The organism is Pseudomonas sp. URIL14HWK12:I5 (genome assembly GCF_900176445.1).
GTDB classification, from domain to species: domain Bacteria; phylum Pseudomonadota; class Gammaproteobacteria; order Pseudomonadales; family Pseudomonadaceae; genus Aquipseudomonas; species Aquipseudomonas monteilii.
The window spans coordinates 150,055-165,298 of the sequence record NZ_FWXQ01000009.1; the positions used below are offsets into that span (position 1 = coordinate 150,055).

11 protein-coding genes and 1 pseudogene are annotated in these 15,244 nt (G+C 58.2%); 7 read left to right on the forward strand and 5 right to left on the reverse strand.

Features of this window, described 5'->3' with window-relative positions:
- Positions 1 to 26: 26 nt before the first annotated feature.
- The 3 genes from B9A31_RS20610 to B9A31_RS20620 are packed head-to-tail and all read left to right on the forward strand — an operon-like array spanning position 27 to position 2,911.
- Complete coding sequence (locus tag B9A31_RS20610; protein ID WP_143512076.1) at positions 27 to 1,115, forward strand: class II histone deacetylase; 1,089 nt, start codon at positions 27 to 29, stop codon at positions 1,113 to 1,115.
- 58 nt (positions 1,116 to 1,173) lie between these two features.
- On the forward strand, positions 1,174 to 1,395 hold the full coding sequence (locus B9A31_RS20615; protein WP_033693166.1) for a hypothetical protein: 222 nt from the start codon (positions 1,174 to 1,176) through the stop codon (positions 1,393 to 1,395).
- Position 1,396: 1 nt separating this feature from the next.
- A complete protein-coding gene (locus B9A31_RS20620; RefSeq protein ID WP_084297315.1) occupies positions 1,397 to 2,911 on the forward strand; it encodes a sodium:solute symporter family transporter in 1,515 nt (504 codons plus the stop codon).
- Between the two features lie 504 nt (positions 2,912 to 3,415).
- On the opposite strand, the gene B9A31_RS20625 is transcribed toward B9A31_RS20620, so the two are convergent.
- Positions 3,416 to 3,877 carry an MmgE/PrpD family protein gene (locus B9A31_RS20625; RefSeq protein ID WP_201296092.1) on the reverse strand — a complete coding sequence of 154 codons (462 nt, stop codon included), beginning with the start codon at positions 3,875 to 3,877 and terminating at the stop codon, positions 3,416 to 3,418.
- A 338-nt stretch (positions 3,878 to 4,215) separates the two neighbouring features.
- On the opposite strand from B9A31_RS20625, the pseudogene B9A31_RS20635 reads away from it, so the two are divergent.
- Positions 4,216 to 5,374: pseudogene (locus tag B9A31_RS20635) on the forward strand (IS3 family transposase).
- Positions 5,375 to 5,613: 239 nt separating this feature from the next.
- Here the strand turns inward: B9A31_RS20635 and B9A31_RS20645 are convergent.
- Both B9A31_RS20645 and B9A31_RS20650 read right to left on the reverse strand, forming a co-directional pair.
- Positions 5,614 to 6,885, reverse strand: a complete 1,272-nt coding sequence (locus B9A31_RS20645) for a tyrosine-type recombinase/integrase (protein WP_084297318.1) — start codon at positions 6,883 to 6,885, stop codon at positions 5,614 to 5,616.
- Positions 6,886 to 7,036: 151 nt separating this feature from the next.
- The gene (locus B9A31_RS20650) at positions 7,037 to 7,951 is read right to left on the reverse strand and encodes a LysR family transcriptional regulator (RefSeq protein WP_003253946.1); all 915 of its coding nucleotides are present in this window, start codon (positions 7,949 to 7,951) and stop codon (positions 7,037 to 7,039) included.
- A gap of 206 nt (positions 7,952 to 8,157) precedes the next feature.
- Here B9A31_RS20650 and B9A31_RS20655 point away from each other — a divergent pair, with 206 nt between their 5' ends.
- From B9A31_RS20655 to B9A31_RS20670, 3 genes are all read left to right on the forward strand, one after another.
- A complete protein-coding gene (locus B9A31_RS20655) occupies positions 8,158 to 9,180 on the forward strand; it encodes a zinc-dependent alcohol dehydrogenase family protein (RefSeq protein ID WP_019098277.1) in 1,023 nt (340 codons plus the stop codon).
- A gap of 516 nt (positions 9,181 to 9,696) precedes the next feature.
- Complete coding sequence (locus B9A31_RS20665; RefSeq protein WP_019098278.1) at positions 9,697 to 11,076, forward strand: hypothetical protein; 1,380 nt, start codon at positions 9,697 to 9,699, stop codon at positions 11,074 to 11,076.
- Entirely contained in the window at positions 11,076 to 12,428 is a 1,353-nt protein-coding gene (locus B9A31_RS20670; RefSeq protein WP_026020423.1) for a GntR family transcriptional regulator, read from the forward strand. The genes B9A31_RS20665 and B9A31_RS20670 overlap by 1 nt, the downstream gene beginning before the upstream one ends.
- 64 nt (positions 12,429 to 12,492) lie before the next feature.
- Here B9A31_RS20670 and B9A31_RS20675 read toward each other — a convergent pair whose 3' ends face one another.
- Positions 12,493 to 13,794, reverse strand: a complete 1,302-nt coding sequence (locus tag B9A31_RS20675; RefSeq protein WP_025753044.1) for an MFS transporter — start codon at positions 13,792 to 13,794, stop codon at positions 12,493 to 12,495.
- Between the two features lie 66 nt (positions 13,795 to 13,860).
- Positions 13,861 to 15,174: an L-fuconate dehydratase gene (locus B9A31_RS20680; protein ID WP_019098281.1), complete on the reverse strand. Its 1,314-nt coding sequence runs from the start codon at positions 15,172 to 15,174 to the stop codon at positions 13,861 to 13,863.
- Positions 15,175 to 15,244 lie beyond the last annotated feature (70 nt).

Sequence of the window (15,244 nt, forward strand, 5' to 3'; positions counted from 1 at the left end):
CTGGGTTCGTTTGGCATGAATTGTTCATGTGGCATTCGACAGGCCGCCACGCGGGGATATATAAACCAGGGTTGACAATCCAGCCGGGTACACCTTTCGAGGAAGCTGAAACCAAACGGCGATTCAAAAATCTGTTGGACGTAAGCGGAATAACAGACGCGTTGTTCCCTATTCGGCCAAGAGCACTTGGGCGAGATGAATTGGAGAGGGTTCATACTCGGGCATATTTGGATCAACTCAAAGGGCTCAGTGATTCCGGAGGGGGGGCATTCAGTGCAAATACCCCTCTGGGTTCAGGAAGCTACGAAATTGCGGCAATGTCTGCAGGTGGTGTAGTAGAGGCCGTTGATGCCGTGTTGAGGGCGGATGTTAAAAATGCATACGCGCTGGTGCGTCCGCCTGGTCACCATGCTGTCGCCGACGCTGCGATGGGCTTCTGTTTATTAGCTAACGGGGCTCTTGCAGCACGCCATGCGATTACGAAGTTTGGCCTTGAGCGTGTGGCTATCGTTGATTGGGATGTACACCATGGTAATGGCGCGCAGGAGATTTTCTGGGAATCGCCAGAGGTGTTGACCCTGTCCATTCACCAGCAGGGTAACTATCCGAGTGAATTAGGTGGATACAAAGAAAGGGGGGAGGGTAAAGGGAGCGGGTACAATTTCAATATTCCGATGCTTCCTGGATCAGGTCACGGTGCCTATATGGAAGCCATGGATACGATCATTGTTCCGGCACTGATTGCATTTCGTCCTCAGCTTATCATCGTGTCGTGCGGCTTCGATGCAGGTGCTTACGATCCTTTGGGGCGCATGCTTCTCCACAGTGACAGCTTCCGTGAGTTGACCCGCCGTGTCATGGATGTTGCCGAGGCAGAGTGTCAAGGGAGGCTCGTGATGTGCCATGAGGGTGGTTATGAGCAAAATACTGTTCCCTATATGGGCTTGGCAGTGATTGAAACGCTCAGTGGGCGACTGACAGGGCTAGAGGATCCTAATCTCCAGGATATGAAAGGTCTTTTTGGTCAAGAGGTTCAGTCTTATCAGCTTGAGCACATCGCTGAAGTGAGAAGATTTTTGCTGCGCAATATTATTGAGGTCTGTGGGGCTGATTGAGTTCTACACGTTGGTTTTTGCGGACAGAGTAAACTAGTCAAATAAAAATGGTGCTGCCATGCTGCAATCCGTCTTCGATACCGCTCGGTTATTTTCTCGAAAGTCGCTTTTAAATGTCATCGTGTTGATTGATGGTTTGATTATTCTAGCACCTCCGCTTCACTGGTATTTCGGTGATGGGGTGGCTGAGCACGCGCTTGGCTACTTTCTGGGGGCTAGCTTGTTTGTAGCCGTGTCCCTGCCGTTGATATCGGCATGCTCAAACCGTGAGGCACAATAAAATGCAAATGCTTATTGGCTACGGTGGGGTTTTCCTGTTTTTCTTGATAATTGTCTATGCGCTAGAGCGCAGCCATAAAGTTTCCGGTGCGGGAAATTTTAGTGACTATGCGACGGGGGGACGTTCTTTCGGGAGCTTCTATTCGACGATGGCCTTTGTGAATACCTGGCTTCCAGGCACGATTTTCATCTCTTTTGCGGGTTTTTCGGCATCATCGGGGATCATGGGGTTTTACTACGTTCCCTATTCGCTATTGGCAGTTGTCTTGATGTTTCTGCTCGCCAGGCCGGTGCATACGTGGGGTAAGGCATTCGACTTGAGAACACAGGCCGATTTGCTGGGGTTGCGCTACAACTCGAAGGCCGTACGTGTAGTGGCTGCTACTATCGGTATCATTGCCTCATTCCCTTGGATTGTTTTAGGGATGCAGTCTTTGACCTTGGTATTCACCCATTTGTCATTCGGTGCCGTGGGGGCAGGGACCGCAGTATTCATCGGTGTCGGACTGATTGCTGCTCGCCAAATTTGGACAATCAGATTTGGGGCACGAGGTGTCATCATCAGTGACATGGTGCAGGGGATTGCTGCCTACCTGGTGGGTACGATGATTGCGCTGGGCCTTCTTGTCTGGCTGGTCACAAATGGTTACGGCCTGGATGCGTCCAGCACTCGGCTTTTTACCATCCCAGGGCCTGGTAGCGATCTTGGGCCGCTCTACTTGTTTTCATTGATTTTAACAGGTGCACTGGGTGGTTGGTGTTGGCCAGACATTTTTGTTCGGCTCTTTGCCTCACGAAGTACAAATACCATCCAGCGCTCCGCGATGCAGGCGGCGCCAATACTGCTGATTTTCGGTACTTCCGTTACCTTGCTTGCCCTCTGTGCGTCTTCGTTGCCAGGTGTTCAGGAGGCTCCGGATGCGGTGTGGTTCATCGCTGCAAAAATTGGAGGCGTGCTGGTCGTCACGTTGGCCGGCATCTGTGTGGTTGCCGCGACAATGGGTAACGTAGGCGCGAATCTTCAAGCACTTGGTGCGCAAACTGCCAACGACATCGTAGGTGTAATCAGGCAGCACCGGGTTGAAAACAAGCGCGTTGGCCAGGTGGCGGTAGCGTTACTGACCCTTCTCGCGGCGGCCTTTGCAGTTGCCACCACTGAGTCGAGCCACCTTATTATCCTGGCGATGATTTCCTACCAGGGTATCGTTCAACTTGCGCCTACTGTGTTCCTGGGTATCTTCTGGAAGCGCGGGACAGCCCCTGCTGCAGTCTGCTCAATGATTACGGGCTTTATAGTCGCTGGCATGTTGCAGTGGTACTACCCAGTCTCAGTGCCGCTGTTAGAGGGGCTGACTTCTGGTGTGGTGGCCTTGGGCATTAACTTCGTCATGTACGTCAGCATTACCTTGCTGTTCCCTTCAAATACTGCTGAGCAGTTGAGAGTTGATGGGTTGTATAAAATTATCAAGGGTTCCGGCGCTCCAGGGTCAGAGGGCGCGCCTATCACAGTATCCTGAGTGCAGCGCCAGGGGTGGCGCTGTTTACTTGATGGGTCATTCCGGCTATCAAAAACGCTCGGTGTCGTTCGAATAGTTTTTGGGGGTAAATCACGGTCGCTGGTTTTTTCATCACCTCCATGTTTAGTGCTCTGTACGCTTCTGCCCGAAACGCGGGCAGAAGCAGTTGAACACCTCATGGTTTTTACCAGGCGAGCTTTGGGTCAGCGGCGGCAGGCAGAGCCAATTAGCGACTTGGATCTCAGGGGGTAGTCGCCCTCCGGAATACCCTTCAAAAAGTAGTTAAAAACCTGTCTGGGTCTTCGGCGTTTCCCTCAAGATTACGGCGTGCCTTCTCGATGATCGTTGCATCTGAAATCGGGCGTGAGGCGCTGCCGCAGGGCATTGCAAGGGCGTGACGGATGCACACTCCAGCGTCATTCTCGATCTCCACAATCGCGCCTGGTTGGCGGTCAGGACCTCGGCATCGAATCTATCGGAGCCCACCATCCGCTGCGTGGTGCATCAGTTCCTCATCGAAACCGCTGATTCGGCCATACACCACAGCGGCACCGATGGCTTGGTGTTTTGCGACGCCGTACGCTTTATTGAAACTATCTGCACTGGGCGCAGTGAATGGATCAAGCGGTTGTTGACTTCGAAGCCTGCTACCAGTCCCGCCAAGAGAGCCGACTCGGTTACCTGCTTGGGATTCGCGTCCAACGCTGCGATAGCGGTGGCCATGAGCGTGGCGCCGGGGTGCCCCATGCCCTTCCCATCGTTTTCCACTCCGTCATCATGATCGAGTGCATTGATAATGAATGCATTGGCAAACGCAGCTGCGGTGAGGCTGAAGCTATCCGCTTCCCCAAACACGTTGGCGCTGCCCTGTCCACCCATTATCCTGGCGAGCCTTCTTGCTTGCTCACCAAGGTTGCTGCGTTGGAAACCAATCGGTACAGCTTGGCCGTCAACTTGGTGAAGCAAGGGCAGGGCGTCACGATCGTAGACGAGTTTGCACTTGTTGGCGTAGAACGTACGAACCTTGTCGCGATACCTTTCGAGCCTTCGCTACAGATCGCAGTGGTTGCATTCAATGCCGAAAGCGAAGCATCAGCCAGCCGGTAGAGTTGTGTACTCAGTCGCTGAGAAAGGTGCTAACCGCAGGCTGAATGTTGGCCCAGATGCACGCCCGATGGGTTCTCTTGTTTGACGCACGCATTTGCATCGAGACAGTCAAAGGTTTCGGTGTCACTGCGTTATGAATCGCCCTTGGTTTCCTAGACATCTCCAAGCCTCATAATGAGGCCCAAATAGGAGGTGCCATGAGTCGTCAGCGTTACCCTGAAGAATTCAAGATCGAAGCGGTCAAGCAAGTGACCGAGAAAGGCAAGCCTGTCGCCGATGTTGCCCAGCGCCCGGGCATGTCCGTTCACAACGTTCACAGCCTCTACGCTTGGATCAAGCTATACAGCAAACCCCAAGAACAGCGTCAGCAAGACGATGATCAGCAGGCTGAGCTGCGTAAGCTGCGCGCTGAACTCAAGCGCGTGACGGAAGAGTGAGACATCTTAAAGAAGGCCGCCGCGTACTTTGCCAAGGAGTGCGGCTGAAGTACGCCTTCATCAAGAAGCACTCGACGGATTACCCGGTGCGGCGCCTTTGCCAAACCCTCAAGGTGCATCCCAGCGGCTACTACGCCTGGCTGGCCGAGCCTCAATCTACCCGAGCAAAAGAAGATCATCGTCTGCTTGGCTTGATCAAACAGGCTTGGCTCGAAAGCGGAGGTGTGTACGGCTACCGCAAAATTCATGGTGACCTGCGTGAACTGGGAGAGACATGCGGGCGAAATCGAGTCGGTCGTTTGATGCAGGCAGAGGGGTTGCGTTCGCAAACGGGCTATCGCCGTCGTCCTAGGTTTTATGGCGGAAAACCAACCTGGCCTCGCCCAACCACCTTGCCCGGCAGTTCAAGGTCAGCGAGCCGAACAAGGTCTGGGTGACAGACATCATATACATTCGCACCTATGAAGGATGGCTGTATCTGGCGGTAGTGCTGGATCTGTTTTCTCGCCAAGTGATTGGTTGGTCAATGAAGCCGAGGATGTGCAGCGACCTTGCTATCGACGCGATGTTGATGGCCGTTTGGCGACGCAAGCCACAGCAGCAAGTGATGATTCACTCAGACCAAGGCAGTCAGTTCAGTAGCTCAGATTGGCAAAGCTTCCTTAAGGCCAAAAATGTGGTCAGCAGCACGAGCCGACGGGGAAACTGCCACGACAATGCCATAGCCGAGAGCTTTTTCCAGCTTTTGAAGCGGGAGCGAATCCGACGAAAGATCTACGCAACGCGTGACGAAGCCCGGAGTGATATTTTCGATTACATCGAGATGTTTTATAAGCCTAAATGCCGACACGGCAGTGCTATGCAGCTGTCGCCAGTAGAGTATGAGAAACGCTATTTTCAGAGCTTGGAGAGTGTCTAGGAAATCAGGGGCGATTCAGAAGTCGTTGGAGCGCTATTTGGCGGACTTCGCTGCTTTCGAACTCAATTTTTATCTTATTGATTGTTATAACTTTATTTTTACCGGCTGGCTAAGTCGCGTGAGTTCGGATATCGAGTGCTCCGCCATGTTCACGATATTGAGTTGGCCCTATCTGAAGAGGCAGTTGTTGTGATCATGACAAGAAGGAAGTGCAAGTAGGATCTGTACTTTTCCGACAACTATTCTGCTGCAGTATCTTTGGAATTTTTTCGAAGCCGATCGAGGTAGTCCGCCCAATGCTGTGCGGCCTCCCGACGCTGCGGCAGCAATTGCGCGCGGGCATACACGGAACCCAGTGCACCTGGCATGCGGTGCGATAACGACAACTCCAGCACAATCGGATCGATACCCAAATGCTCGTGAGCGATAGTACGGTAGGTGGCGCGGAAACCATGCGCAGTGATGCGGTATTCCGGCCAGATCCGCTGGTAGGCCTTGGCCAGGGATGTGGCGTCAACTGGATAGCCTGGGTAGACCGGCGATACAAAGACCCAGCCATTCCCCGCTTCATCCACCACCCGCCGTTCATGTAGTTCACGCAACAGCACAAGGGCTTGCTCCGGCAGTGGCACGATGTGTTTGCTCTTATCCAGATGGCGTGTTTTCCCTACTACATAGCGCCAGTCGGCGCTGACCAGATCGATGTCTTCCCAACGCATTTTCACCAGCTCGCCGGGGCGAACCGGCAGCATGACCAGCAAGCGCATCGCAGTGCTCACACTGCTGGGGCTGAGCTCATCCAGACGAAGCAGAAGGTGACCCAAATCGGCTGGTCGTTCGATCGCTGGATTACTGGTCACCACATGGCGAACCTTGAGCTCTTCGGTGTTGCTCAGGGCCACGTTACGCTCCACCCAGCCACGACCCTCAGCGAAACCGAGTACGGCACGGATGATGGTACGCACGCGCTTGGCCATGGCCAGTGTGCGTGCTCGGCGCAGGGTAGCGATGATCTCGATGATGTGGTCCAGTTTGATCTCGCTGACGGGAATGTTGCCGATCGTGGGCAAGATGTGATTGCTCAAAGCGCCGCGAAAGCCCGCGAGGGATTTGCTCACGAGGTCGTGCGACTTGAAGGCCAGCCACTGTTCGGCGACGTAACTGAATGTGCGTTCTTCATTAAGTAACTGATCGGCGATTTTCTTGCGTTTGGCCTTCAGCGGGGCGACGTGTTGAGCTACGTTCTGGCGCGCGGCTCGGGCCAAGTCGCGGGCGTCTTTCAAGCCAATGTCGGGATAACGGCCGATCGCGTACACGTTTTCCTTGCCGTTCAGGCGATACCTCATCCGCCAGTATTTTGCGGCAGGCTTGTTCGACTTCTGCGAGGCCTGAACATGCAGGTAAAGACCGGGTACCTCGCCGTCAGCGTACTTGCCGGGTTCAGCAATGGTACGCAAGAAGGCGTCGCTGAGCTTACGCCGCAATGCAGGTGTGGGGAGGGAAGTCGTCATGTGCGGGTACTTTTTTTCGAAACAGGAAAAGTACCCAAAAATATACCCGCAGGTGCATTGGAAAGGAGCGGAATACGACGGACGGCCTTGGACGTAAAATCAAGTTAAGACACTGATTTTATTGCTATTTACGGATCTAGATGGAAGTCAGTCACAAGCTATCGGGATCCCCGAAGAACATCTGTATCCTCGACCGCAACCACCTTTCCGCCGGGTCATTATCCTGCGCTCCACGCCAAGCCATGTGCAGTTCGAAACTGCGCACGGGTATCGGCAAGTCCTCGGCACGCAACCCTCCCGCCGCAGTCAGTGCATCGGCCGTGTAGTCCGGCACCGTCGCCACGATATCCGTGCCCGCCAGCAAGCTCCCCAGCCCGTTGAACTGCGGCACCGCCAGCACCACATGGCGCTTGCGACCAATTTCTTCCAACGCTTCGTCGATAAACCCGGAAAGGTCACCGGCAAACGACACCAGTGCATGCGGTCGGGCACAGAAGTCGTCCAGGGTGATGCTGCCGGGCACGCTGTCGGCCCGCAGCAGTTTCGGCATGCTGCGGCGCAGTACTTTTCGCTTGGCGTTGGCCGGCAGTTCGCTGGTGTAGCTGACGCCCACCGAAATCTCGCCCGAAGCCAGCAACGTAGGCATCAGCAGGTAATTGACCCTTCGCACCACCAGCACGATACCAGGCGCTTCCGCGCGAATGCGCTTGAGCAACTGTGGCAGCAGGGCGAACTCGGCGTCGTCCGACAGGCCGATGCGGAAGACGGCATTGCTGGTGGCGGGGTCGAACTCGGCTGCGCGGCTGACCGCCGTGGAAATGGAGTCCAGCGCCGGCGACAGCAGGGCGAAGATCTCGTGCGCCCGCGCAGAGGGTTCCATGCTGCGGCCGGTGCGCACGAACAGCGGGTCGTCGAACAGGTTGCGCAGGCGCGACAAGGCCGCGCTGATGGCCGGTTGGCCGAGGAACAGTTTTTCCGCGGCACGGGTCACGCTGCGCTCGTGCATCAGCGTTTCGAACACGATCAGCAGGTTGAGGTCTACGCGACGCAGGTCGTTTCGATTCATCGGTGCGCTTCGCCTAAAGTGGGGCAGGGGTGAATCTTAAGGCCAAAGGCTGTTACCCTGCACGGGTTTAGGGGGACCAATTGCAGGGAAAGTGAGGTGCCCAATCGATGACAAGCATGTCGACTATTAATGACCGCTGATGGTCTAACCGGTAAAGCCCGGATAGAGTCAGTGGTAATTAGAGGTTCACAAAGGCGAGGTATGCGATGTCCCGCATGATCCGTTTCCACAAGTTCGGCGCTGCCGATGTGCTCCGTTGCGAGGAGCAGGCCGAACCGTCACCCGCTGCCGACGAGGTTCAGATCCGCGTCGAGGCGGTTGGCGTCAGCTGGTATGACGTGCTTTGGCGCCAGAACCTGGCGCCGTCCCAGGCACGGCTGCCTGCGGGGATCGGCCACGAAATGGCCGGGGTGGTGACGGCGATCGGTGAAGGGGTAGAAGACATTGCCGTCGGTGATCGGGTTGCCAGCTTCCCGGCTACCAGTGCCAACGACCACCCGGTGTATGGTGATGTCATTGTGCTCCCGCGTTCAGCCATTACCCGCTACCCGGATGTACTCACCCCGATCGAGGCCAGCGTGCATTATACGCCGCTGTTGATCGCCTATTTTGCCTACGTCGACCTGGCGCGGGCCAAGACCGGGCAGACTGCGCTGGTCACCGATGCCAGCCATTGCGCCGGCCCCGCCTTCGTGCAGCTTGGCAAGGCGTTGGGGCTGAAAGTGTTTGCGGCCACCAAGGAAGCGGAACAGCGTGAGTACCTGCTGAGCCTGGGCGCCGACAAAGTGATTGTCACCGAAGAGCAGGACTTGCTGCTGCAGGTTGGCAAGTATACCGAAGGTCGCGGCGTAGACATGGTTCTCGATGGCATGGGTGGCCCGCAGATGTCGCTGCTGGGCGACGTGCTGGCACCGCGTGGCAGCCTGGTGCTGTATGGCCTGCAAGGCGGTAATCAAACGCCGTTCCCGGCGTGCGCGGCTTTCCAGAAGAACATCCAGTTCTATGTGCATTGCATCGGCAACTTCACCGGCAAGCCAGAGCTTGGCATCAGCCAGGACCAGGTGGCATTGCAGCGCGCCTTGCGCGACATCAACCAGTTTACCGCCGACCAGTTGCTGACACCGCAGATCATCAAGGTGTACCCGTTCGAGCAGGTGGTAGAGGCGCATCGCTACATGGACCAATGCCCGTGCGGTGGGCGGGTGGTGCTGGACATGGCACAACACTGACGGTTGCATGCGTTACTGGAAAACCCGGGTGAGCCCCGGGTTTTTTTGTGTCTGCGGGGTGGGGTTGAAACATTAAAAATAGGAACGTTCCTACAAATAAATATAAAAATTACTACATCTAAGTGGGATGTTTTCTAATTGTCGGAAATATTCCGCCAAATAATCTGGCTTGAACGCATTCGCCATGCGCTTCAATGTGCGCTTGTGCTTCTGGTGAATGGTTTTTTTACCGCGATCTGTATCTTCAATTCGCTCTGCATCCCTCGATAATGGCTCGGTAGTAGTTTGCGCAAGGAGCGTGAAATGAGCATGGCTATGCCTAGGCCAGGGCGATGTGTGTTAGCGATAGGTCATTGTCGTGGAGGGCTTTTCTCGATGGCTTGGCGACAGTGAAGGGTTACGTCATTACTTCCATTTGATTGTAGGAAATTTCTTCTGGGTAAGTTTGGCGCAGGTTCAAGCTCAATGCAGTGGGCTCGGCATGTGTCGGCTGAATGAAGTGGGCGAGGTGATTTCGTGACAGCTATTCACGACCAGGCAATGCATTACGTCTACGAACAAGTGCTTGAACGCTTGCTGAACCACATGTCACAGGCGCAGCGTGCTTCTTTGCAACTGTTGATACAACGGCTGGTGGTTGCGGCGGGTGGGCTCGAGTATATCGGTACCTTCCGCTTGCAGGTGTTGCAGGGCAGCGATCGCCACAGTGCCAGGCTGTTGGCGATGCTGCGTGCCGCACAATTGAGTATTGCCCTGCGTGCGCCGGTAACCTTCCAGCTGCGGGTGCTGGTGGTCAGCTTGCCGGTTGCGGACAGCGCCAGGCTGGACGCGCACGAGCGTAGCTTCAGCGCACTGTTCATGCAGGATGACCCCCGGGTGCAGTTGCAGATGATCGAGGGTGACGCAGTGGTGCCGTTTCGTCGCCAGCCCTCGGCCAGGCCCGAGCGTTGGGCACTGGCGAAAGACGCTTTGTTGATGTTCGGCCACTTGGTCGACGCCAGGCCTGAAGCCTTGCTGGGTTGCCGTCTGCACCTGGAGCTGGCGGGGGCTATAGGTTTTGCGCTGCAGGCACAGGCACCTGCCGATGCATTGGTCACCGCCATACCCGGTGCCCAGCGGCGCCGATACCTGGCATGGGCCCGGCGTAACCTGCGCCTGTCCGGCGAGCACGGCCCGTATGCGATGTACCAGTGCCTGGCGTTGCTGGCCCAAGGTCTGGGCCGGTTGCATGGGGTTGTCGGGGGCGCCCCCAATCGCCAGCCGGCATTGGGCGGCGCATCGGAAAGGGAGATGGTGCGGCTGATAGCCCTCGATGACCTGCTACCGTACGTAGTCGAAGCACAGCCGCTTGATAGCATGCTGGGTTGTAGTATCGAGAACGCCCCGGGTGCCTGGCCACTGTCGGCATTCGTCGATCCGCAAGCCACGGCACAGTTGCACGAGCTGCATGCACGCAGCCTGGACCCCCAGTCCAGCCGCCCCGCGCTGCGCCTGGCCGGGCAGTCGGGTGGTAGCAAGCAACACGAAATGCATCAGTCGCAACTCGGCAAAACCTACGGCCTCAATCAGACGCAGCTGGTGTGCTTGCTATTCAGCCCTTTTGCCCGGCAAGGGAAGAACCTCGAACGTTTCCTGCAATGCCGGCATGCCGATATGTTGGTGGCGTTGCCGTACCTACACAGGGCGTTGCAGGGCAAACCCTGCCCTGATGCGGTGAAAGCCTGGCTGGTGAACACCAGTGGCTTGCCGCTGGTGCAGTTGCGGGCGATTTATAGTGGGCAACTGCCGCTGACCGCCTGGCGCCTGATGAACAACCTGGCTCGCCGCGACGTGCACTTGAGGTTGATGCCTCGGCAGGCGTTGGGGCTGCGGCGCGGCTTTGCGGGGTTGTCCTGATGGGGCGAGTGGCCCCCGGCGAGTTCGCGTATCGCCAGGTATATCGCTACCTGGAAGCCATGATCGATCAGGCGGCAAGCGGTGGCCCATGCCGCTTACCGTCACTGCGCACACTGTCCCGACGGCTGCGGGTGTCGTTGGCAACGGTGCAGAGCGCCTACAGCCTGCTGGAAGAGGAGGGCCGCGTACGCTGCTTGCCGAGGTCAGGTTATTACGTACAACACGCTGGCAAAGTGCAAGCCGTGACCACGCCCTGTCTGCCACCCCCCGTGCAACCGCTGCTGGAGCGTGCCCTGTTTGGCCACGAACGGCGTTTCGCCCGCCAGCGTGACCGCGGCGTGGAGCCCTGGGGGGCGCTTGGCAGCACCCGCCTGCGCAGTGCATTGGCAGAACGCTATACCCGTTCTTCCAGCCAGTACTGGTGTCGCGATGACGTGCAACTGGCACCTGATGTGCCGGCGTTGCTGGAGACGCTGATGGCGGCGCTGGCCTTGCAGGGCGGTACCGTGCTGGTGCATTCACCCTGTTGCCGACAAGTGCTGCGCGCCCTGACACGTGCAGGCATGCGTGTGCTGGAGGTGCCACCGGATGCCCGTGGTAATCCGGACCTGCACACCTTGGCCACGCTGCTAGGGAGCGAGCCTGTAAAGATGTTGGTCATGCCATCGTGCCTGGGCATGCCGCAAGGGCGGCTGGTTTCACCGTACTATCAGCAACAGCTTGGTCTGTTGCTAGGCCAGCACCCTGTTTGGTTGTTGGAAAACGATCTGGACAGTGAGCTCTGTTACAACGGGCCACCGAAAAAGCGCCTGCGCGACTGGGTCGACCCGCGCTGGCTGCTGGTGATGGGCGCGTTCGAGTCCACGGTCGGGGCCGAAGCACCGTATGCCTATTTGTTGAGCAAAGACACCGTGCTGGCCAAGGCGTTTGCCGAACGCGCGTTTCGGCTCGCGCCACTGCGTCTGCAGGCGCTTGCGCACATGTTCGGCAAGGGGGAAATGGACGTACAACTGGTACACCTGCGCACAGACCTGCAAAGGCGAACTCACGGCCTGGCGCATGTGCTTGCGCTGCAATTTGGCCAACAGGTGAGGTTTGAGATGCCGCAAGGTGGGCACATGCTGTGGGTTTGCTTTCGCCAGCCGCTGGTATGGGAGCGTGTTGCCGTAGCCTTGGCAGGTTCAGCGTTGCGTGCACTGCCGGGCGAGCAGTTCTGCCTGCAGGGGCGTTACCCGCAATACCTGGCGTTGATGTGGCCGGGCGGGCTGCCGGACGACCTGCGCCAAGCAGTGGAGCGTTTGGCGCGGGCGCTGGAGCAAGGCTGCCGGCGCCGTGTCCGCCTCTCACATTGAGATCGAAGTGCCTGCAAGTGCAGCACAAGGCTGCGCTTGCAGGCGGTGCAAGCGTGCGTATTGCTCAGTGTTGCTCCTGCCCCTGGCGCAGGCGGGTGCTGACCAGTGCCGCCACTGCCAGCAACGCAGCAATGATCCACAAACCATTGCGGGTGCTGCCGGTGGTCTGCTCGATGAGCCCCATTACCGAAGGCCCGACGAAACCGCCAAACAGGCCACAGGTGGTAACGAAGGCCAGGCCGGCCGCCAGCGCATTGCCGCTCAGGCGGCTGGAGGGGAAGACGAAGATGATCGATTGCACCACGAACAGCATCAGCGCTGTCAGGGAGAACCCGATCAGGCCAACGAACGAGTTGGCCAGCGAGGCCAGCAGCAGCCCGGCCGCCATGGTCAGCAGGCCGAAGAACAGCAAGGTGCGGCAGCGGCGTGGTGAGGTGGCCAGCCGTGGGAAGGTGGCGGCACCGATGGCGGCGGCAACCCATGGCACCGCGGTCAGCAGGCCGACCTGGAAAGGCGATAGCGCAGCGTATGTGCCGATGATGCCCGGCAAGAAGAAAATCACCGTGTAGATGGTGATCTGGTGCACGAAGTACACCACGATCGCCAGCCAGATCTGCCGGTCGCGGAACATCTGCCCCAACTTGCTTTGCTGTGGCGCGGCAGCCCGCTCCGCAGCCAGGCGGCGTTCGATATCGTTGGCATCGGCGGCCGACAGCCAGGGCGCCGACGCGGGGCCGTCCGGCAACTTCTTCCACACCACCAAGGCCAGGGCCACGGCAGGCAGGCCCTCGAGCACGAACAGCCATTGCCAGCCGTGCCAGCCGAGTACGCCGTCCATTTCCAGCAGGGCACCGCCCAGTGGCCCGCTGAGGATATTGGCCAGGCACACGCCCAGCAGGAAATACCCCGTAGCACGGGCGCGCTGTTCGCGGTCGAACCAATAGGTCAGGTACAACATGACTCCGGGGAACAGGCCCGCTTCGGCTACGCCCAGCAACAGGCGCATGATGTAGAACGAGGTTTCACCCTGGACGAAGGCCATGCCCGCCGAAAGCAAACCCCACGTAATCATGATGCGGGTGATCCAGAAGCGCGCGCCCACCCGATGCATGATCAGGTTGCTGGGTACTTCGGCCAGCGCATAGGTGAGAAAGAACAGGCCGGCACCCAGGCCGTACGCCGCTGCCGACAAGCCCAGGTCGATGCCCATGCTGGCTTTCGCCAAGGCGATGTTGGTGCGGTCAAGAAAGCTCATCACATAGACGACGATGAGCAGTGGCATCAATTTGCGTAACAGCAGGCCGTTCAGGCGCTGCTCTGTGGTGGCGGCAGGGGCCGAAGCCGCTGCACGGGTGAGGGTTGTCATTGTTTTTTTCCCCGTGAAATGTGCTGGTGGCGTGCCGCGTAACCGCGACACGCCAAGGTCTGTGGGTCAGGAGCGGTTGATGTCGAGCCACACGGCGCCGTTGGGGTACTGGTAGCGCTCCAGGGTTTCAGCGTGCATTTCGATGCTGTAGCCCGGGCGTTGTGGCGGCATGTAGCGCCCGCGGCGGATCACCACCGGGTCGATGAAGTGCTCGTGCAGGTGGTCGACGTACTCCAGCACCCGGTTGTGCAGCGAGGCAGACACTGCGATGTAGTCGAACAGGGCGATGTTCTGCACATATTCGCACAGCCCGACGCCACCCCCGTGCGGGCACACCGGTACGTCGTACTTGGCCGCCATCAGCAGCACGATCAGCACCTCGTTCAGGCCGCCCAGGCGGGCAGCGTCCAGCTGGCAGAAGTCCAGCGCACCGGCCTGGAACATTTGCTTGAACATGACACGGTTGTGGCAATGTTCACCGGTGGCCACGCCAATCGGCGCGATGCGTTGGCGAATGGTGGCGTGGCCGAGAATGTCGTCCGGACTGGTCGGTTCTTCGATCCACAACGGTTCGAAGGCGGCCAGGCGGCGCATGTTGGCGATCGACTCCTCGACCCCCCACACCTGGTTGGCATCCATCATCAGGGTGCGCTCCCAGCCGATTTCGTCGCGCAGGATAGTGGCACGGCGAATGTCTTCTTCCAGGTCGGCGCCGATCTTCTGCTTGATGTGGGTCCAGCCATCTTCCACGGCCTCGCGGGCCAGTTTGCGCATTTTTTCTTCGTTGTAGCCCAACCAGCCTGGCGCGGTGGTGTAGCCGGGGTAGCCTTCACGCAGCATCTGTGCCTCGCGCTGGGCTTTGCCTGGCGCCTGGCGGCGCAGCAGGGCAATGGCTTCTTCGGGGGTGAGCACGTCGGTGACATAGCTGAAGTCCAGGCAGCGCACCAGTTGCTCCGGCGTCATGTCGGCCAGCAGTTTCCATACGGGCTTGCCTTCGTGCTTGGCCCACAGGTCCCACACGGCGTTGATGATGGCGGCCGTGGCCAGGTGGATCACGCCCTTTTCCGGGCCCAGCCAGCGCAGCTGGCTGTCGCTGACGGTAAAGCGGTGCCAGAAACCACCCATGTCGGCGGTGATTTCATCGAGGGTGAGGCCGACGATCAAGGGCGCCAGTGACTGCACCGCGGCCGCGCATATCTCGTTGCCTCGGCCGATGGTGAACGTCAGGCCGTGGCCTTCGAGGGCCTCGGCGTCGGTGTGCAGCACCACATAGGCCGCAGAATAGTCGGGGGCGCTGTTCATGGCGTCTGAGCCATCCAGCGACAGTGAAGTGGGGAAACGGATGTCACGTACGCTGAGGTGGGTAATACGAATGCTCATGGTCGGCTCTTGTTCTGTTCAAGCACTGGGAGCGCTGACTGTAGGTTGTCGAGCGATACAGGCATAATCG

What these genes read in the sequence shown, in the direction of transcription:
- B9A31_RS20620 (WP_084297315.1), top strand. Translation starts at nt 1,397, where the DNA reads ATGCAAATGCTTATTGGCTACGGTGGGGTTTTCCTGTTTTTCTTGATA.
- B9A31_RS20670 (WP_026020423.1), top strand. Translation starts at nt 11,076, where the DNA reads ATGGGGCGAGTGGCCCCCGGCGAGTTCGCGTATCGCCAGGTATATCGC.
- B9A31_RS20680 (WP_019098281.1), bottom strand. Translation starts at nt 15,174, where the DNA reads ATGAGCATTCGTATTACCCACCTCAGCGTACGTGACATCCGTTTCCCC.
- B9A31_RS20650 (WP_003253946.1), bottom strand. Translation starts at nt 7,951, where the DNA reads ATGAATCGAAACGACCTGCGTCGCGTAGACCTCAACCTGCTGATCGTG.
- B9A31_RS20615 (WP_033693166.1), top strand. Translation starts at nt 1,174, where the DNA reads ATGCTGCAATCCGTCTTCGATACCGCTCGGTTATTTTCTCGAAAGTCG.
- B9A31_RS20675 (WP_025753044.1), bottom strand. Translation starts at nt 13,794, where the DNA reads ATGACAACCCTCACCCGTGCAGCGGCTTCGGCCCCTGCCGCCACCACA.
- B9A31_RS20610 (WP_143512076.1), top strand. Translation starts at nt 27, where the DNA reads ATGTGGCATTCGACAGGCCGCCACGCGGGGATATATAAACCAGGGTTG.
- B9A31_RS20645 (WP_084297318.1), bottom strand. Translation starts at nt 6,885, where the DNA reads ATGACGACTTCCCTCCCCACACCTGCATTGCGGCGTAAGCTCAGCGAC.
- B9A31_RS20655 (WP_019098277.1), top strand. Translation starts at nt 8,158, where the DNA reads ATGTCCCGCATGATCCGTTTCCACAAGTTCGGCGCTGCCGATGTGCTC.